Here is a 20,253-nt window from a genome sequence, read left to right on the forward strand (position 1 = left end):
TCAGCCAGCCGCCCTGAGTTCGATTTCGGCCAGGCTGTGGCGCGGGATGTCGGTGAAACAGACACGGCCCTCTTCGTCAGTGGTGGCCTCGCGTGCTTCGCCTGGGGCATACAAGGTGACGGCCGTCCCGGCAAAACCATCCAAAAACTGACCCGATCGGCGCACCAACACTTCGACATTGACCTTGTCGTCGCCCGCGCCATCCGGCCAGGCGATCAGCTCCAGGTTCAAGTCCGGCTGCGGGGTCAATGTCACCTGCAAGAGGGGCAACGTCTGCCGCGGGCCGGCCTTGACCGCAACCGGGGCGAACGCCGGCTGCTGTTGCATCACCAGCCTCATGCTCAGCCAGACCTCGCCGCTGCGATTGACCAGCCAGTAGGAGCCATACTGCACCGCGTGATTCATCTGCTGACGCCAGCGGGTCAGGGGCGACAAAGGCTTTCTCAGAAAGGTCAAATCGGGCTGCGGCACATAGGTTGGCATGGACAGGTTGTCATGTTGGGACAGCAGGCGCAGCTCGCGCACCGTTTGCTGGCAGGCCGGGCAGTGTTCCAGGTGACGGCGTGCGCGCGGCGCCAGCGCAGAATCTGCATCGTCCTGCAGCCAAGCCAGCAATGCAGGCTCGGCGTCAGTGCAACTCAGGCGGTCAGGCGGCTGAAAGGCAATCTCATGCAGGCGTAGGAGGTGATCGCGGCAGGATGGGCAGTGGGCCAGATGGATACCCAGTTCCGGTTGGCCGGCCGGATTGTTCAAGAAGGCCATTAGTTCTATGCTATCAATCGGGCACTTCATAGGCTCACTCGCTTCAGTGATTCGACGATTATGGGACACTTGTGACAAAAAAGAACAATTACTGCTTGTGTTCTTGCAGTGCGGGCCGGGGTCATGTGGGGCCGGCTGCCTCGGTCATTTCCAGGCTGCGGCGCAGACAGACTTCCAGCTTCTTCAAGGCGCGGCTGCGCAGCACATGCACGTTGGCCACGGTCGTGTCGAGTCGTTCAGCAATCGTGACATCGTCCAGTTCATCGAAGTATTTGAGAATCAGCGCCTTCAGTTGCTCGGACGCGCGCGGTTGCTGGCGCCAGAGCTTTTGCAGGCAATCGCGCACCGAGGCTGCCTCATCGCCGTGCAGGGCGGCCTCTTCAGGCTGGGGCAAGCTCATGAAGAGCGGGGTGGCGTAGGGCGGCGGTTCCTCAGCGCCGGCCTCCGACCAGGGATCCAGCGATTGGACGCGACTGAGGCGCGCCGGGCGCACGCGGTTGATGGCATGGCGCAGGCGAAAGTAGGCAAACTTGAGAAAGGTCTCCGGCTGCTGGCAGGTGTCCAGTTTTTCATACACCAGGCGCAGCGCCTCTTGCACCACATCGGCGACGTCGGCCTCCGGCACCCGGTTGTAAGCCAACTTGTACAGGTAGAAGAACAGTTCGCGGTAGCCGGCCTCGCGCTGCGTTTCGCCCGCGCACGCGCCGAACAGCAGGCGTGAGTAGACCGTCTGACAGGCGGTAATCGCCTGCGTCAGGCTGACATCGGTGACATGCCCCAGGTGACGCGCCGCCTCTGCTGCCAGCTCATCGGCGGGCACCAGTGACCAGGCAAAGTCGGCAAGCAGATGCAGTGCGGCGCGGCGAAATACGGCCGGTGGGGCAGGAACAACCAGATCGTGAGGCACGTGGGAAGTCATGTCCAGATTCTAGCACACCTGCACAGCGTGTGCAAGAGACCGATAACATGGATTTGGCCCCAAAGAGGGATGCAACTCCTCACTCGGTGACTCTGTTGGCGCTGCGGATCGGCTTGGCGCCGGTGAAGGCGCCAAGCCGATCCGCAGCGCCATCCAAACCATGCTGATCGGTGGAGTGGCGGCGGCCGCCGCTGCGTTCGTCATCGCGCGCGCCATCGGCTGAGCGACGCGCTTTCTCTGACAAATTGCCAGGCGCTCCCTGGGTTCGTTCGTCAGGCAGCCACGCTGTGTTAGGCCAACGGTTCTTAGCCCAAATCCTCTGGCGGACGAATCCGATCGGGCAAACGGTCGGCCAACGCAACAATGAAAGATTGCAGATCTACCAGGGCCAACGGAGGCGTAGTAACCGGCAGGCGAGACAGTCTGCGCACCTCGAGCAACGCCGCCAGGTGTAACAGCAGTCGCGAAAGGCTGCAGTGAAAACCCAGAATGGCTGTCAGTTTGTTGGCGCCGATGTTCTCAAGGCTGTCAACGATGATGCCGTCTACATTCGCATGCTGCCATACTGTGGGCCGAAATCTCGCACCAAGTCTATCTGCAAAGTTTGGTCATGGGCCGGCTCCAACAAGAATTGCCGGAAGTGTTCGGTGCGCCGCGCGCGTCCAATGCGGCAGCCCAACTCCGTCGCTAACTTCGGTATCAAGATGTCAGTCTCTGACAGGGCCAGGTCATCAAGCGTGAATAGGTCTAGATCCACGCTGTGGCGATGGTGTAGATGGAAAGCGGCCAGAGATGTCCCTCCAGTGAGGAAGAAACGCTGGCTGGCTTCGGCGGCGAAGAAACCATTCAGAAAAGCCGCCTGTAACGGCGTGAGCCAATTATTAGTCACGTTGTGACCACCTGTTCAGAGCATAGGTCCATAATTCACGGTCTGCGGGGCGACGGAAGCGCATATTCGCCAGGTGCTGGTGAATATCGGCGGGTGTCAGGTAATGCCAGATATCCTCCCATTTCGCGTATTCCAGGATGCGAGTGATTAACCAGGTTTTGTCCAAAGAGCTACCCTGGCGCAACAATTCGTGAATTTGGCTGTCCGTAATTTCGTATTCCCAAAAGAAGTAAGGCCGCTCGTCCGGTTGAAATGTCGTACCCACCTGAACGCTAGACATGAGTTGACTCCATTGGCTGGTGAAGCCGAAACGGGGGCGCATGTGATCTCATTCAACAAGGGTGAGTATACCACCAATGCCTGCGTGTCACAAGGGCCAAATGTCGGCTGGCCCAATGGGAAAGATCAGTCACCGGGAAAATCTGTCGCCACGGCTTGCAGGATCGCCCCGCGGCCGACGAGACCAACCAACTGACCGCCCGCGTCCACCACCGGCAAGCGCTTGGTCAAGTCAATCGTGGCGTCCCCGCCGGGCCGAACAACTTGGCAGATAGCACCGCATGCAGTATGATAACCCAATGGAATTGGACTCAGTGGCTACGAATACCACGCCAACCGAATCGCGCACCCGATCGCCTCTGCGTGCGGCGATCGGGTATGTTTTGATGGTCGTTGTCTCCGTCGGCGCCTTTCTGCTCATCCGCAGACAGGGTGAAATGCTGGTGGCGCCGGTGGCTGGCAATGCAGGGCCGTCCCTGGTCACGGCCCCCACGCCCGATATCTTCCTGCACGTGCTTGTGGCGCTCACAGCCATCATCATCACGGGGCAAGTGCTGGCCCGGTTGTTTGCGCGCCTGGGTCAACCGGCGGTGATCGGCGAGGTGGTTGCGGGCATCCTGCTCGGTCCCTCCCTGCTGGGGTCACAGCTCTCGGCGTTGATCTTGCCGCCGTCCGTCGGTCCCTATTTGGGCGTGATCGCTCAGCTCGGCGTCGTTCTATACATGTTCCTCGTCGGCCTGGAACTCAATCCCGCGCGGCTCAAAGATCGCACCCGCGCCACCCTCGCGATCTCGCACGCCAGCATTCTCGTGCCCTTCATACTGGGCGCGCTGCTGGCGCTGCTGTTGTATCCGCAGCTTTCCGATCGCAGTGTGCCGTTCACCAGCTTTGCCCTGTTCATCGGCGTCGCTATGTCCATCACCGCCTTCCCCGTGCTGGCGCGCATCCTGACCGACTATCGGCTGACCCGCACCAACCTGGGGGTGATTGCGCTGAGCTGCGCGGCCGTGGACGATGTCACGGCCTGGTGTTTATTGGCGTTTGTCGTGGGTGTGGCCAAGGCCCAGGTCGGCCAGGGGCTTTTTGTCGTGGTCGGCTCGCTGGGTTTCATCGCCTTGATCCTGCTCGTCGCACGGCCCGCGCTGCGCTGGATCGCCCTGCGCTGGGAAACGCAAAAGCCCTCGGTCGGACTGATGACAGTGGTCTTTGTAGCCCTGCTCTTGTCCGCTCTCACGGCCGAGGCGATCGGCATTCACGCCATCTTCGGAGCCTTTTTGCTCGGCGTGGTGGTCCCGCATGACAGCGCCCTGGCCCGCGCCTTCACCCAGCAGTTGCGACACGTGGTCACTATCTTACTGCTGCCCGCCTTCTTCGCGTTCACAGGGATGCGCACCCGGATTGACCTGCTCTCTGCGCCGGCCCTGTGGCTGCTGTGCGGCCTCATCATCGTGACCGCCATTGCGGGCAAGTTCGGAGGCACGTTCGCGGCCGCCCGCCTGACGGGCCTGCGCTGGCGCGAGGCCGCCTTGCTGGGCGCGCTCATGAACACCCGCGGCCTCATGGAACTGATCGTTCTCAACGTCGGGCTGGAGTTAGGGGTGATTTCCCCAACCCTCTTTGCCATGATGGTGCTGATGGCCCTGGTGACGACGATGCTGACCTCGCCGCTGTTGCGCATCCTCAAGCTGCAGACAATACCTGAGGAGTAAAAAAGAGCCTATCCGAACCACCGATCAAGCCGGTCTTCTGACCGACCCACGGCGCCTTGTACGGATAGGCTCTGAGGTACCTGAGCTGCGCGGGCCAGGTCTTAGCGCACGCGGCGGTTGACCGGCTGCGCGGGACTGGCTGGACGCGGCGCCGACGCCGCGGTCCGACTGCTGACCGCAGGGGCGGCCGCGTTGGAGATGGGGCGCCGCGGGGCGGCGTAGCTTGAGTGACCGGCCGCAGGTGAGGCCGGCGTGCTGCGTCCTGGGCTGCTCATCGTGCGCGGCGCGGCGCGTGTCGGGAAGCGCGGCTCACGGGCAAATTCGTGATCCTGCGTCGGCGCCGCGGCCTGGTAATTGAAGCCGGTCAGCGTGCGTCGCTCCAGTCGGCGTCCGAGGACGCGCTCCACCGCGCGGATAGCCTCGCCGTCCTCAGGCGTCACCAGGGTGAAGGCTTCACCGCTGCGTTCGGCCCGGCCGGTGCGGCCGATGCGATGGGTGTACGCGTCGGTGGTGTCCGGCATATCGTAGTTGATGACATGCGAAATGCTGAGGACATCAATGCCGCGCGCCGCAATGTCAGTCGCCACCATGATGCGGAAGTCGCCGCTGCGGAAACCGTCCAGCGCGGCTTGGCGTTGATTCTGCGACAGGTTGCCCTGCAGGGCGGTGGCTGGAAAGCCTGCCTTCTGTAGCTGCTGCGCGATGCGCTTGGCGCGGTGCTTGGTGCGCGTGAAGACCAGGACCGATCCGGGACCGGTCGCGCGCAGCATTTCGCTCAGCAGCGCGGTCTTCAGATGTGGCGCCACCGGGTAGAGCGCGTGAGAAACCGTCTCCGCGGGCGCGACATGGCCCACCTGCACGGTCAGCGGATCGCGCAAGGCTTCACGCGCGAGGGCGCGAATGTCGTCCGGCATGGTGGCGGAGAAGAGCAGAGTTTGGCGCTGTGTGGGCACCGCACGGATGATCCGCCGCACGTCGGGCAGAAAGCCCATATCGAACATGCGGTCAGACTCGTCCAGCACCAGCACCTCCACCGAGGATAGATTGATCGTGCCCTGGCCGATGTGATCGAGGAGGCGGCCGGGGCAGGCCACGACGATCTCCGGGCCGGCGCGCAGCGCCTGCAGTTGAGCGCCAATGCTCACACCGCCATAGATGGCGATGCTGCGCAGGGTGGTCTGGCGCCCCAGGTCGGCAAAGGCGCCGTTGATCTGTTCGGCCAGCTCGCGCGTGGGTGCGACGATCAACGCGCGCACGCGATGACGCGGGCCTTGTTGGAGTCGCTGCAGAATGGGAAGCGCAAAGGCGGCCGTCTTGCCGGTGCCGGTCTGGGCCAGGCCCATGACATCACGGCCAGCCATGATGGGCGGAATAGATAGTTGTTGGATCGGCGTCGGTTCTTGATAACCGAGCGCGTGGACGCCTGCCGTGAGAGGCGGGCTAAGATTAAAACGAGCAAAAGTCAACTGAGAGTCCTTTCTGGCTGCAAATCTGAGCCAAGTCGCACTCTCAGCCCAAACACAAATGATGGCGCCGTTACGGCAAACACATGTCGTCCGGCGCCAATCAAAACAACGGCCATACTTATAGCACACCTGAGAGGAAATAGCCAATCGGGGGATCAGGTGTCATCTGCGGTGCTGGAACCTGCCTACCTAAACATGGGCTGGGCAATCCAAAGCCCCGCGCGTGCCCATCCATCTATCTCGTAGACCTCCAGGCGAATGGAATGGCTTCCCGCACTCAGCGCGCGCTGAACGGTGTGTTCTTCATGTCCTACGTGCCATTCGCTGAGAATGAGCGTATCGTCTATCCACAATCGTGCCCCATCGTCCTGCAGAACGTGAAAGACGTAGGTGCCTGCAGGCCAGTTGCTGAACGTGCGAGTCCATCGGATCGAGAAGTGATCTGCATTGATGCCCGCGGCTGGGGAATTGTAAGCCCAATCAAAGTCAATGTTCGTATCGTCGCGCGTCAACACGGGGCTGCCCGACAGGGTTTCGTTGTTGTAGTATTGACCGCGCCAAACAGTGCCCGGCACCGGGGTCGGTGTCGGCGTCGGAGTCAGTGTGACCGTCGGCGTTGGTGTCCGCGTCGGCGTCCGCGTTGGCGTTGGCGTCGGCGTTGGGGTGATGGTGGGCGTCCGCGTGGGCGTAGGTGTCAAGGCGGGTGGCGCCCAATAGAACGAGTCTTCCCAGATATTGTTGGTTTCGTTTGCTTCCGCAATCGTGTTGTCAGGATCGGTGACAAGACGCACCGTGTGCCAGCCTGACGCGGAAACGGTGAGAGCCCAGTCATCGAAACCACCATCAAGCCCTGCGCCATAATCGGCAAAGGGGTAACGGATGTGCCTGGTGTTGTCAATCCACAGTTCGACGTGGAAGTTGCCAGCCGCAACCGCGTTGCCCGCGTTGATGAAGTGCCAGTCGAAGTAAGTCGGCTGACCTGCATAAAGCGTATTGACGGTATGTGTGCCCACGATGGATGATGGTACAACGGGGAGTGTGTAACCAGCCGGGGTGTACGGTTGTAGGTCAGGCGCCGCTGGGGCCGAAACACTGATGTAATTGTTTCGAGTTTCAGAATCCGACCCGCCCGATCCCGTGACGGTGAGGCGCACCGTGAAGGTGCCGGGACTGGTATAAATATGGTCATGAAGGTTGGTGCAGGATGAGCCAGTGCTACCGTCCCCATATTCCCAATAGCAAGTGGTGATGCTTCCGGTTGAGATGTTGTGCATGGCGACCGTCAGGGGGGCAACGCCACTCTGCGGCCAGGCGTCGAAACCGGCGACGGGCGGTGGTGGCACAACCGTAATGTAGTTGGTTCGAGTACGCGTATTGGAACCCTCCGACCCGGTTACCGTCAGCCGTACTGTGAAACTACCTGCATTCTGATAGATATGATCGTGGTAGTTGCTGCACGAGGTTCCAGTGGTACCATCGCCATAGTCCCATGCACAGGTTGCGTAGTTCCCGGTGGAGATGTTATGCATCGCGACTGTGAGTGGCGCCACACCGTTTTGCGGCCAGGCATCGAACTCGGCCAGCGGAGGCGAGCATGCATAGTTCTTGGTGATGTGGTAGTTGGTGTAATGCTCAGAGTAAACGTAATGGTTGCCCGCATTATCCCACGCTTCCAAACCCAGTTCGATATCTCCGTTGGGCACCCCAGCAGTACACAAATCCCAGGCATAAGTGTAGGGCGCGCTGTTGAGAGTCTGGACACCGTGCCAGGTACCGTCCCATTTGGCGCTCAAAGCCACGCGGTTGACGCCGCTCGCATCATCAGAAGCATTGGCGGTCAACTGCACCGTACGCGAGGTGATCGTCTGCCCATTGGATGGGGTAACCCAACTGGCAGTGGGAGGCGTGGTGTCGCCGCTGGACACATATCGCCAAATGGCGATCTCGTCCACCCACGGCCCGCGATAGACAATGCTGGAATCGCTGTGGAAGAACCATCCTACCCACACGCTGGTATCGCCGACATAGGCGGTGTAGTAAATGTCCTTGGCTTCCCAATCGGCATTGCCATCCCAAGCAAGTCCGTTGAAGTTGATGCCATCGCTGGAGGCGCCGAAAAACACGTAATCGTAACCCGCCTCGATGGCACGCCAGAGGTCGAAGATCGTATCGGCATCGGTGGCATTGGATAGGTCGAACGGGCCGTAGACCATCCAGGTATCCATGTTGTTCGGGTAACAGTAGATCGAGGCGTCCACGCGATCGGCGCCGCCGTCGGCCGGCCAACCAGCCCAATAACCGACATGCGGCTTGTAGTTGCCGTCATCCCAATAGCGTTCATAACCGTCATTGCTTAGATCGTAGAGCGTCCACCCGTCATACGGGAAAGCGCCCTCGAACGTTTCGTAGAGGATCCGGTCCCAACCCAACTGCTGCTTTGGACCGGCCTGTTGATCTTGTTGGGGATTTTCCCCCACCTTGTTATCTTTGTCGGCCGGTGAAATGGGGTGAGCATCGGGCGGCAGGCGCAAGGTCAAGGGGATACCTGGTGTGCCAGTGTCGGCCATGCGTAAGGTCGGCCCCTGGGCTGGATAGACAGGGCGCAGGGCAAAACGTTCCAGTGCTCCGCTCTCGCCCGCGATCGTATCTCGTATCCGCAGCATCCAGGTACCGTTGACGGCTACTCCATCGAAGGCGTCCAGGTTCAGGGTGCTGAAGCGCAGGGAGTCGCCAGCAGATGGCTCGTGGTTCCACAGGACATACTCACGGCCGCTTTGCACATGCTGCAGGCGCACCTCGAGTTGGCTAGGGGCCGGGTGCGAGATGCTGTAGGAAACGAGCAGATTGCTAACCGTTGCCTCAGGCGGTGCATCTTGGATCTCGATGGTCTGTTCAACCCATTCACCGGTATCTGGGATGGCCAGGGTAGATGGGAAGCCTGCCGGCGGCGTACACTCAGTGGCCCCGGCGAAATTGGCCGTGACGCTGCGACTACTGCTCATGGCCACATTCACGGGGTTGGATGACCCGCTGGCGTCGCCACTCCAATAGCTGAACGAATAGCCCTGGTTTGGACTGGCGGTCAAGGCAACGGTGGTTCCCACGGTGTATTGCGTATTGTTGTTGCAGTTGGGCGAGGGAGCGGCGCTGATGTTGCCACCGCCGGTCGGACTCACGTTCAGGGTCAGTGTGTAGCACGCCTGGCTTGAGGTCTCCGCCCGAAAGAGACCGCGTCCATGCGTGGCCGCGACAAGCGCAGTGTTCATCCAGAATAACTCATCCACCGAGACATTGGCCGGTCCCTCGTGAGGCACGGTCCAATTAGCCCCGGCGTTGTCGCTGACAAAAACGCCGACTTCCGTGCCAACGTAGATCCAATTCGAATTGTTGGGATGAATCACCAGGCTGCGCACGGGAGCGTCGGGCAGTCCGCTCGAGCCGGAGCCGGTGCGGTCACCCCAGGAATTGCCGGCGTCGGTGGTGCGCCAGACATTGTCGGGACTGAAACCGCCAAACGTCACATAGACCGTATTGGCGCTGTTGCGATCAATGGTGATACGCGTCACGTAGCGATTGGGCAAGCCGGGCGCGTTGGTATCCACTTGCGTCCAACTCGGTGAAGTAGCCGTGCCGTTGGCTGTCCTGTAGACATTACCATTGCTGTGTCCCACCCACACGATGTCTGAGTTGCCGGGCGCAACGGCAATGGCGCTGATATTGGAGTTCCCGCTAATCGGCGCCTTGATGCTGGCCCAGGAGGGACCTGCCGTACCCGTGTTGGCCGTCTTTGGATCATTGCTGCGCCACAGAGACCGACCCCCGACGAGCAGGCGATTGGGATTGTTGGGGTCCAGAATGAATGGGGAGATGAAATTGGCCGTGTTGTTGCACGCGTCATCGATGCGATAGGGGGCCGGTCGGCAGGTCCATTGACCGCCATCCCAGTACAAGCCATAGATGTATTCGGCGCTAACGCCAGCATCGCTGCTGCGATGAACCTGTGCGCTGATATATTCACCGTAGAAGTAATTCGGATTGGCCGGATCTGCAGCCGCGAAACCGCCGTCACCGCCAAACATCGTGCTCCAGGTTTCCGTATTGCCGCTGTAGCGCAAGGTTCCGTTATCCTGTGTACCGCCCACGATCACGCCGCTTGTGCTGTTGCCGGCTGCGCCATAGAACTGGGTGATGCCCAGGTTGTTGTTCAACTCCTGCCAGCCGGTGGTGCCCAGAACCGTGTACACATTGTCGGCCTTGTAGACGCCGCCATCGTTGCCGAAGAAAACGGTCTTGTTCGTGCCGCCGTTGAAACCCGGAGATTCAACGATCGCATGATGATCGGCATGGGCAGAGGCTGGCGCGCTCCACCATTGGCTGATCTTCGTCAGCGAACTTCCGCCATTCGTGCTGCGCCACAGATCAATGCCGCCCACGATCAGTGTATTGGCGTTCGTGGGATCAACCCAAATGATGTTGTCGTACCATCCCTGCCCTCCCAGGTAACTGTTGCCGGTGTTGACGAGCGCATAGGTCTGCCCGCCGTTGGTGCTGCTCCAAATTTCACCGCTATTGCGATTCACCGACGCATAAACGAGGGCAGGGTTGTTAGGGGCATAGGCTACCTCCACCCGTCCCAGCCAATCTAGGACAGGTATGCCAGTAGCAGCCGTCCAGTTGACCCCGCCGTCGGTCGAGTACCAGGCGCTTCCTTCTGAACCGCTGGCGATCGCTTTGCTATTGTCCGCGGGGTTGAAATTTACATCCAAAGCTCGCGTCGTGGTTCGGCGGCTCCACGTCGCGCCGCCATCCGTGCTTCGCCACAAACCGCTGCTCGTGGCCGCCATTAGAACGCTACCATTTGGCGAGATTGCCAGGCGATTGACGAAGTACCAGTCCGCATTGGCTGTGGCGTTCAATTGCGACCACGCCGCGCCGCCATTTGTGCTCTTGAAAACGCCGGCGCCCAGTATTCCATCCCCGTTGTAGAAGCCTTCTCCCGTCCCGGCATACATGATGCTGCTGTTGCTCGGGTTCATCACCAGCGTGGACACCGCCAGGTTCGCCATGAAATCATCCACCGGCCCCCAGGAGACCCCGCCGTTGGTTGACCGCCAGATGCCGCCGGAGACGCTGCCCGCCCACATCAGGGCCGGGTTCGCTGGGCTGATGACGATGGAGCGCACGCGGCCACCAATGTTGCCTGGCCCCAGCCACGTCCACGCCCCACGCGAAATCCCGCCGGTATCCGGGTCCGCGCCATCGCCGATGGGCATTTGACGAACGTGCTCGCCAGCCCGCGCCAGGCCGTCGGGCGGCACAAATCCGTTCTCATCCTGAAGCTGCAGGCGGCGAAAAGTCACCGCTTCCCCCGGATGGTCGGACATGGGGTGTTCAGTCTTGTACACAGCCCGCGTCAGTTTGTCATCCGGCAACAGACAGATCTCGGCATTGGTTAGCCCGCGAGCGGTGTGCAACTCAGGCACCCATGATGCTGGTAGGTTGCGCCGCACAGCCACCTGATGATCTGTCAGGGGTAGATGTTGGCATAGAATGGTATCGAGGGTCGAATTGGCCAGAGACGAGGTGTTTAGCCACACCCAAACGAAGACGATCGTTCCGGTGAGGAGAATAGTGATGGCGCCACCCAGTACCCTGAGCTGGCGCTGCCTGCGAGGTGAAAAGACGGTCATCATGAGATTCCTCCTTGCACAAACTACAACAATGGCTCGGCCTGCTTCTCCTGAATCGTCGTTTATGGCTGGACTTGAATGGCGACTCCGACGCGTGCTGGCATCGGCGCACAGGGTGTGCCGGGCGGGCACGGCGCCGGCACACTTGTCATCACGAGGTCTGTTTGCCCCACCGCGGCAGCCTGGAACAACCAGCCGTCTGGCCCAGGCTGGCTCATTTTGTCTGCCGGTGTGAGTGCAGTAAGAATGGATGAATCATAATCAACCTGCCATGTGAGCTCAGTTGACATGGGCAGCACGACGATTTGCTGATTCACCCGGACAACGATGGTTTGACCGGCTTGAGCGGGACTCACGATCACCCTGGCAAGTGGTGTACTTTCTGGTATTGCAGTTGCCTCAGTGATCGTTGCAGTGGGTGATGGCGGTGCAAGGGTTTGCGTTGGCGTTGTGCCCGTTGGCGTTGTGCCCGTTGGCGTTTGTGCCCGTTGGCGTTGTGCCAACCGGTTGCAGCGAACAGCCGGAAAGAACCAGAATCAGTATGCCTATCACCCAGCCATGTCGTCTACGGCTGGCTGCACTCCCCCGCAACCATTTGTGAAGCCCTGCATACTGAGATACAAATGTCGCCATGATCGTCCGCCTTTCGATGTCCAGTTTTGTCAATGAGACAGTAAACAGTGAGCCATGAACAGTATACCAGATTTTGTCTGTCATGAGTCTGTCAAGTTTTGGCAGAACTCTGTCAACTTTTTTCAGCGGGCTTCACTCGATCAGCAGCTCAAACCCCAGTGTGCGGACACGGTCACGATATCAATGATGTCAATCACGCCGAAGGGGGCGGCCACATCGTAGGTTGGATTGTATAAGGCTGCATTGCGCCAACGGCTGGCAACCGCTGTGATGTCGAGGGCATCTACCTGACCGTTGTGATCGAAGTCATAGCACGCCTGGCCCACTGTCTCCGCCCGATACAGGCCACGTCCATGCGTGGCCGCGACAAGCGCAGTGTTCATCCAGAACAACTCATCCACCGAGACATTGGCCGGTCCCTCGTGAGGCACGGTCCAATTAACCCCGGCGTTTTCACTGACGAAGACGCTGACTTCGGCGCCAACGTAGAGCCAGTTGGAATTGCTGGGATGAATCACCAGGCTGCGCACCGGCGCGTCGGGCAGTCCACTGGAGCCTGAGCCGGTGCGGTCACTCCAGGAACTGCCGGCGTCGGTGGTGCGCCAGACATTGTCGGGGCTGAAACCACCAAACGTCACGTAGACCGTGTTGGCGCTGTTGCGGTCAATGGTGATGCGCATCACGTAGCGATTGGGTAAACCGGGCGCGTTGGTATCCACTTGCGTCCAGGTTGGTGAAGCTGCGGTGCCGTTGGCTGTCTTGTAGACATTACCATTGTTATGCCCCACCCACACGATGTCCGAGTTGCCGGGCGCAACGGCAATGGCGCTGATATTGTAGTCGCCGCTAATCGGCGCTTTGATGCTGGCCCAGGAGGGACCCGTCGTACCCGTGTTGGCCGTCTTCGGATCGTTGCTGCGCCACAGGGATCTGCCGCCGACGAGCAGGCGATTGGGGGTATTGGGATCCAGAATGAATGGGGCGATGAAATTGGCGGTGCGGTTGCACGCGTCATCGATGCGATAAGGAGCCGAGAGGCAAGTCCACTGGCTGCCATCCCAATAGATACCGCTGATGAATTCGGACGTACTGCCCGCATCGCTGCTGCGATGAACCCACGCATAGACATATTCACCGTAGAAGTAATTCGGGTCAGATGGATCAGCAGCCGAGAAACCACCATCACCGCCATACATCGTGCTCCAGGTTTCCGTGTTGCCGTTGAAACGCAAGGTTCCGTTATCCTGTGTGCCGCCCACGATCACGCCGCTCGTTGGGTTGCCGGCTGCGCCATAGAACTGGGTGATGCCCAGGTTGTTGTTCAACTCCTGCCAGCCGGTGGTGCCCAGAACCGTGTACACATTGTCGGCCCTGTAGACGCCGCCATCGTTGCCGAAGAAAACGATCTTGTTCGTGCCGCCGTTGAAGCCCGGAGATTCAACGATCGCATGATGATCGGCATGGGCAGAGGACGGCGCGCTCCACCATTGACTGATCTTCGTCAGCGAACTTCCGCCATTCGTGCTGCGCCACAGATCAATGCCGCCCACGATCAGTGTATTGGCGTTCGTGGGGTCAACCCAAATGATGTTGTCGTACCACCCCTGCCCGCCCAGGTAACTGTTGCCGGTATTGACGAGCGCATAGGTCTGCCCGCCGTTGGTGCTGCTCCAAATTTCACCGCTGTTGCGATTCACCGACGCATAAACGAGGGCAGGGTTGTTAGGGGCATAGGCTACCTCCACCCGTCCCAGCCAATCTAGGACAGGTATGCCAGTGGCAGCCGTCCAGTTGACCCCGCCGTCGTTCGAATACCAGGCGCTTCCCTCCGAGCCGCTGGCGATAGCTTTGCTGTTGTCCGCGGGATTGAAATTTACATCCAAAGCTCGCGTCGTGGTTCGGCGGCTCCACGTCGCGCCGCCATCCGTGCTTCGCCACAAACCGCTGCTCGTAGCCGCCACCAGGATGTTGCCATTGGGTGCGAACGCCAGGCGATTGACGTAATACCAGTCTGCACTGGTCGTCGAGCCTAATTGTGACCAGATCGTGCCGCCGTCCGTACTCTTGAAGACACCGGCGCCCTGTATTCTATCCGCATTGTAGAAGCCTTCTCCCGTCCCGGCATACATGATGCTGCTGTTGCTCGGACTCATCACCAGTGTGGAAACTGCCAGGTTCGCCATGAAATCATCTACCGGCCCCCAGGAGACCCCGCCGTTGGTTGACCGCCAGATGCCGCCGGACACGCTGCCCGCCCACATCAGGGCCGAGTTCGATGGGCTGATGACGATGGCGCGCACGCGGCCGCCGATGTTGCCTGGCCCCAGCCATATCCACGACCCACGTGAGATTCCGCCGCTGTCAGGGTCCGCGCCGTCGCCAATGCGCATTTGACGAACGTGCTCGCCGGCTCGCGCCAGGCCATCGGCCGGCACAAATCCGTTCTCATCCTGAAGCTGCAGGCGGCGAAAAGTCACCGCTTCCCCGGGAGAGTCAGGCTTGGGATGATCTGTCTTGTACACGGCTTGCGTCAGTTTGTCATCCGGCAACAGACAGATCTCGGCATTGGATAGTCCAAGAGCTGCGCGCAGCTCAGGCACGAATGATGCTGGCAGATTGCGCCGCACAGCCACCTGACGATCTGTCAGGGGTAGGTGTTGGCATAGAATGGTATCGAGGGTCGAATTGGCTGGAAACGAGGTGTTTAGCCACACCCAAACGAAGACGATCGTTCCGGTGAGGAGAATAGCGATGGCGCCGCTCATTAGTCTTAGCTGACGCTGCCTGCGAGATGAGAAAACGGTCATCATGAGATCCCTCCTTAGTATAGCCTGGTCCGAACATGTGCATTTTGTCTGCCGGCGTGAGTGCGATTAAAATGGATGATATGCAGCTCACCTTGCAAGCCGATTTGGACAGGATGAGCAGGATGCACAGGATTTTTGTCCTGCGGTGTGCAAAACGATCAACGTAGTGTGCTATCTGGGGTTGCGGTTGCATCGGGGATCGTTGCGGTGGGTGATTGCGGTGCATGGATTTGCGTCGGCGTTGCACGCGTAGGTTTGGATAAAGACATATGACTCAGCACGAACACACGTACGCGGTTCAGGTGACCTGGACCGGCAACCTGGGGCAGGGGACCAGCAGCTACCGCGCCTACGCGCGCGCACACGAGATCACGGCGGCCGGCAAGCCAGTGATCGCCGGTTCGGCCGACCCCGCGTTTCGCGGCGACCGCACGCGCTATAACCCGGAAGACCTGCTGGTGGCGTCGTTGGCGGCCTGCCACATGCTGTGGTATTTACACCTGGCCGCAGACGCGGGTGTGGTGGTGGTGGCCTATGAAGACCAGGCCCGCGGCGTCATGGCGGAGACGCCGAATGGCGGCGGTCATTTTACTTCGGTCGTGCTGCTGCCCACAGTGACGATCCAGCCTGGCGCCGACCCGGCCCTGGCTGCGCACCTGCACGCCCGCGCCCATGAGCTGTGCTTCATCGCCAACTCCGTCAATTTCCCGGTGACGTGTGAACCGGTGATTGTCGTTGAGGCGACACGCACCGCAGAGGACGCGGAGAAATAAAAAAGAAGGATGCGAGCATTCTTTGCCACGAATTTCACGAATTAACACGAATTGGACATGGGTGAGAGTATCCGTGTTGATCCGTGTACTTTGAGAGAAGGATGCGGGCATTCTTTGCCACGAATTTCACGAATTTTCACGAATTGGCCCCTCTGCCTCCGTGCCATTCGTGGCAAGAGAATCCTTGCTCCCTGTGCAAGAAGTTAACTGGTAAATTACTAAAGGAAGAATCCCAAGGCTGCGATCCCAAACCGAAGGGCTATCGCTCTGCGCTTTGCACTTTGTACTCTGCACTCTGCGCTTCCGCATCCCCTCTCTCTGCCAACCGCCGCGCCAGAGCCATCTCCCCGGCCAGGTCATGCACCTCGCCGTCGAGACGCGCGGCGCGCACGGCCTGCAGAATCTGGCGATAGAGTGGGCCGGGCGGCAGACCGAGTTTGCGCAGCCGATGACCGTCCAGCTCTACCGTCACCTGCTTGAGGTTGCGTTCGTAGAGGTCTATGCGCTGCTGCACCAGCCACGATTCGCTGGCGACGCGCAGCACCAGCCGCGCCGCGGCGCTGATTGGGCGCAAGATCTCATCTATCTGACTGGCGCGCAGCAGCGGCCGGCCCAGGTCGGCCAGATGGCGCTGCAAGGCGCGCAGGTCGCTCAGCAGGCGCATGGTGTCATGGCGCAGGCGCAAGCGCTCATGCACCTGTTGATCGGCCTCGGCCGGCTGGCGGAAGAGCATCAGCGCCAGGTAGAGGCGCGGCAATTCTTCCCCTGCCACCGCCTGCGGGTCGCCCGCCAACTGGCGGTCCATGCGCAGATGGCGCAGATCAACGAAGCGGTCGGCCAACCAGCGGTCATAGACCAGGTGCGCATTCAGGTGTGCGAGTACCTGCATCTGCTGCAAACGCGCCAGCGCCAGTTCCGGCTCGGCCTCTTCCAGGATCAACTCCAGCTCATGCCGCACCCGCGCCGGGCTGACCTTGGGCAGCAGATCAAGCGCGTCGGCAATCAGTTGCTCGGTGCGCGCCTCGATCTGAAAATGAAAGCGCTGCTCGAAACGCACCGCGCGCAGGATGCGTGTGGGGTCTTCGATGAAACTCAGGCTGTGCAGCACACGGATGATACCGTTGTTCAGGTCCCCCACCCCGTCGTAGAAATCGAGCAGCTCGCCCCAATGCTGCGGGTCGAGGTGAATGGCCAGGGTGTTGATCGTGAAGTCGCGCCGGTGCAGGTCGAGTTTGATCGAAGAACGCTCCACGGTGGGCAGCGCGGTGGGGTGTTCGTAGAATTCGGTGCGCGCGGTGACGAAATCGAGGCTGGGCACCGGCGGCGCGGCGCCATCCACGCCGCTGATCTGCGCCGGCCGGTACTCCTCATCTTCCTCTTCGCTGCTTTGCTCACTTGCGTCCGCCGGCTCGGGCTTGCCATCGGCGCTGAGAATCCATTTGGCCGTGCCGAAGCGTTTGTGTGAACGCACGCGGCCGCCATACAGGCTCGCCAGGCGCCGCGCCAGGCCGATCGCATCCCCTTCGACCACCAGGTCAATGTCAAAATTGGGGACGTTGAGCAAAAGATCACGCACGAAGCCGCCCACCGCGTACATGGGGTAGTTCAAATCGGCCGCGGCCTCGCCCGCACGGCGCACCAGTTTGATCAACGCCGCGGGCAGCAGAGTTTCCATCTTCGCGTTCATGTCCGCGGCCGGGCGTGTGGGCAGCGGCGTGCCCCACAGCTTGATCAGGTCGGTGCGGGTGACGATGCCGATCAGCGCGCCGGTCTGCCGGTTGACCACCGGCACCTGGCCCCAGCCGCTTTCGATCATGCGACGCTGCAAGACTTCGATGCCATCCTCCGGCGCCACGCTGATGCTGCCTTTGCTCATGACCTGGGCGACAGGCGCCTGCGCCAGGCCGTGGCGCAAGGCGCGGTCCACCTGGCCGCGGGTCAACATGCCCACGACCTGGCTCAAGTCGGCCACCGGAAAGCCCTCGAAACCGAAGCGCTGCATGCGCGCCGCGGCGTCGGCAATCGTCATGTCGGGCGACAGGGTCTGCAGCCCGCGTGACATAATCTCGCTGACCGTCACCGAAGGGCGCACGTGCTGCTGCAGCAAATCTACCAGGGTCGTCCGCACCTCGCGCAGGCTGCGCCCGCGCACCAGCGCCGCGGCAGCGCGCCGATGACCACCGCCCCCCAGCGCTGACGCAATCACGCCGACATCCACCGCGTCGCTGCTGCTGCGCGCCACGACCTGGATGCGATCGCCCAGGTCAACCAGCAGAAAGACCGCAGCCGGCTCGTAGAAATCGCGCACGCGGTGCGCCAGGGTCGAGATTTCATCGTTGAAGGTGGGCAAGCTGGCCCAGGCGATGATGACCGGCTGGCTGCCGAACTCGAACGGTTCGCTGTTGGCGATGAGCTGATCGAGCAGGGCCTTTTGCTCAGCGGTCAGCGAGTGGTGCAGGAATCGGTTGACCACTTCGAGATTAGCGCCCTGCGCTGGTTGCAGCAGCCAGGCCACGCACGCGGCGTCACGCGCGGTGGTGGCGCTGTAGGTCAACGTGCCCGTGTCTTCGTAGATGCCCAGCAGCAGGCAGGTGGCCTCGATCGTGGTCAGCGGGATACGTTCGTTTTGCAGGCGTTCCACCAGCAGCGTTGTCGTGGCGCCCACCTTGTCGCCGGTGTGGGTCCAGTCGGGCGGCAGGGTGATCTGCAATGCATGATGATCCACGATCTCAACGCTGGTTTGCGCCGACATGCGGCGCGGTGGCGCAAAACTTTGCGTGTCTACCACCAGGGCATGGACCACGCGGCGCGGCGGCGCATCGGCGGCCGCCACGAACGGCAGGGCGCTGCGGTAGAGGGTCAAGAATTCGCGCACGTTGCGGTTTAGCTGGCCCGGCAAAATGGGGACAGCCTGGGGGTTCAGTTTCCAGGTTGCCAGCATGGCCGCCAGGGCGTCGAAATCGGCATGTTCGTGGGTCAAAATGACCGTGAGACCGGTAGTCACGTGTGGCGCCCCCCCAAAAGTTACGTTATTATACCATGCGACGCTTCGTAGGCCCGCAATTTAGGATAGCGCCACGCCACCCAGCCGGTGAGGAGCACGGTGGCCAGCCCGCCGCTGACAATGGCAAAGGGGACGCCGAACGCGCTGGCGACCAGGCCGGCTTCCATTTCACCCAACTGCGGGCCACCCATGAAGAAGATCATATTGACGCCGGTCATGCGTCCGCGCAGATGGTCGGGCGTGAGCACCTGGCGGATGGTGCCGCGAATGACGGTGGAAACGGTGTCGGCCGCGCCGGTCAGGGCAAAGAGGAAGTAGGAGAGATAAAAGTTGGCCGTCAGGCCGAAGAAGAGGGTGGCGACGCCGTAGATGGCAACGCTGACCAGGAGCACATGGCCCTGGCGTTTGATCTCGCCCCGGTACGAGGTGATGGCGCCGGCAACGATGGCCCCGACCGACTGAGCGGTTGAAAGCAGCCCGTAGCCCTGCACGCCCACATGCACCACCTCGCTGGCGATGATGGGCAGCATCGTGCGCGCGGAGGAAAAGAAGGTCGCCAGGAAATCGAGCAGCATGGTGCCCCAGATGATGCGCTGACTGTAGGTGAAGTGCAGCCCCTCGGCCACGGCCGGCCAGCCCAGGCCGGTGTTGTTGGCGGCGGCGCGGCCCCGGTAGCGCATCAGGAGCAGCGCCAGGATTACCGCGCCAAAGGAGATGGCGTTGGCCGCGTAGACCCAGCCAATGTCAATGGCGGACACCATCAGGCCGGCCAGCGCAGGCCCAATCACGCTGCCGATCTGCCAAACCAACGTGTTCAGGCTGACGGCGTTGGTCAGATGCTCGCGCGGCACCAGGTTGGGCACCAGTGCTTGCCGCGCCGGGTTGTCGAAGGCCGCCGCGGCCGCGCCCGCGGCGGTCAGCAGGTAGATGGCGGTCACGCTGGCCTCTCCGCGCAGGCTCAGATAGGCCAATATCCCGGCGAAGAGGGTCGCGGCGGCCTGGGTGACCAACAGCAGGCGGCGGCGGTCCAGGGTGTCGGCCAGCACACCGCCGATGAGAGCGAAGAGGACGATGGGGATCACGCGTACCAGGCCCAGGGTGCCCAAGCCGAGCGCCTCGCCGCTCAGGGCAAATTCGCCCCCGAACAGCTGCAGCGTGTAGGTGCTGCCCCTGAGCAGTTCGAAGACATGCCAATTGACGGCGGTCAGTTGCATCTGCGAGCCGACGGTGGAGACCAGCATCCCGGTCCACAGCAGGCTGAAATCGCGGTTGCGCAAGGCCGCAAAGCGCGGCGGCGACGAATCTTTGCTGATGGTCATGGA

At 61.2% G+C, this 20,253-nt stretch carries 12 protein-coding genes; 2 read left to right on the forward strand and 10 right to left on the reverse strand.

Features of this window, described 5'->3' with window-relative positions:
• The 5 genes from IPF85_RS19545 to IPF85_RS19565 all read right to left on the reverse strand — a co-directional run bounded on the left by IPF85_RS19545 (window position 1) and on the right by IPF85_RS19565 (window position 2,892).
• Complete coding sequence (locus IPF85_RS19545; protein ID WP_343409740.1) at window positions 1-792, reverse strand: hypothetical protein; 792 nt, start codon at window positions 790-792, stop codon at window positions 1-3.
• Window positions 793-883: 91 nt separating this feature from the next.
• Window positions 884-1,669, reverse strand: a complete 786-nt coding sequence (locus IPF85_RS19550) for a sigma-70 family RNA polymerase sigma factor (RefSeq protein WP_343409741.1) — start codon at window positions 1,667-1,669, stop codon at window positions 884-886.
• Window positions 1,670-1,760: 91 nt separating this feature from the next.
• Window positions 1,761-1,925 (reverse strand): hypothetical protein, encoded by a 165-nt coding sequence (locus IPF85_RS19555; protein ID WP_343409742.1) that lies wholly within the window; start codon window positions 1,923-1,925, stop codon window positions 1,761-1,763.
• A 300-nt stretch (window positions 1,926-2,225) separates the two neighbouring features.
• Window positions 2,226-2,570, reverse strand: coding sequence for a nucleotidyl transferase AbiEii/AbiGii toxin family protein (locus tag IPF85_RS19560; protein WP_343409743.1), 345 nt, complete (start codon window positions 2,568-2,570; stop codon window positions 2,226-2,228).
• On the reverse strand, window positions 2,563-2,892 hold the full coding sequence (locus tag IPF85_RS19565; protein WP_343409744.1) for a hypothetical protein: 330 nt from the start codon (window positions 2,890-2,892) through the stop codon (window positions 2,563-2,565). Before IPF85_RS19565 ends, IPF85_RS19560 begins: the two co-directional genes overlap by 8 nt.
• 256 nt (window positions 2,893-3,148) lie before the next feature.
• Here IPF85_RS19565 and IPF85_RS19570 point away from each other — a divergent pair, with 256 nt between their 5' ends.
• Window positions 3,149-4,558, forward strand: coding sequence for a cation:proton antiporter (locus IPF85_RS19570; protein ID WP_343409745.1), 1,410 nt, complete (start codon window positions 3,149-3,151; stop codon window positions 4,556-4,558).
• A gap of 101 nt (window positions 4,559-4,659) precedes the next feature.
• On the opposite strand, the gene IPF85_RS19575 is transcribed toward IPF85_RS19570, so the two are convergent.
• The 3 genes from IPF85_RS19575 to IPF85_RS19585 all read right to left on the reverse strand — a co-directional run bounded on the left by IPF85_RS19575 (window position 4,660) and on the right by IPF85_RS19585 (window position 15,157).
• Window positions 4,660-6,024, reverse strand: coding sequence for a DEAD/DEAH box helicase (locus IPF85_RS19575; RefSeq protein WP_343409746.1), 1,365 nt, complete (start codon window positions 6,022-6,024; stop codon window positions 4,660-4,662).
• A 185-nt stretch (window positions 6,025-6,209) separates the two neighbouring features.
• Window positions 6,210-11,717 (reverse strand): PKD domain-containing protein, encoded by a 5,508-nt coding sequence (locus IPF85_RS19580; RefSeq protein ID WP_343409747.1) that lies wholly within the window; start codon window positions 11,715-11,717, stop codon window positions 6,210-6,212.
• 770 nt (window positions 11,718-12,487) lie between these two features.
• Entirely contained in the window at window positions 12,488-15,157 is a 2,670-nt protein-coding gene (locus tag IPF85_RS19585) for a hypothetical protein (RefSeq protein WP_343409748.1), read from the reverse strand.
• 266 nt (window positions 15,158-15,423) lie between these two features.
• Here IPF85_RS19585 and IPF85_RS19590 point away from each other — a divergent pair, with 266 nt between their 5' ends.
• Complete coding sequence (locus tag IPF85_RS19590) at window positions 15,424-15,927, forward strand: OsmC family protein (RefSeq protein WP_343409749.1); 504 nt, start codon at window positions 15,424-15,426, stop codon at window positions 15,925-15,927.
• A gap of 259 nt (window positions 15,928-16,186) precedes the next feature.
• On the opposite strand, the gene IPF85_RS19595 is transcribed toward IPF85_RS19590, so the two are convergent.
• A complete protein-coding gene (locus tag IPF85_RS19595; RefSeq protein WP_343409750.1) occupies window positions 16,187-18,931 on the reverse strand; it encodes a CBS domain-containing protein in 2,745 nt (914 codons plus the stop codon).
• A gap of 20 nt (window positions 18,932-18,951) precedes the next feature.
• Complete coding sequence (locus IPF85_RS19600) at window positions 18,952-20,250, reverse strand: MFS transporter (protein WP_343409751.1); 1,299 nt, start codon at window positions 20,248-20,250, stop codon at window positions 18,952-18,954.
• Window positions 20,251-20,253 lie beyond the last annotated feature (3 nt).

The organism is Candidatus Amarolinea dominans (assembly GCF_016704685.1).
In the GTDB taxonomy this organism is placed as follows: Bacteria; Chloroflexota; Anaerolineae; order SSC4; family Amarolineaceae; genus Amarolinea; species Amarolinea dominans.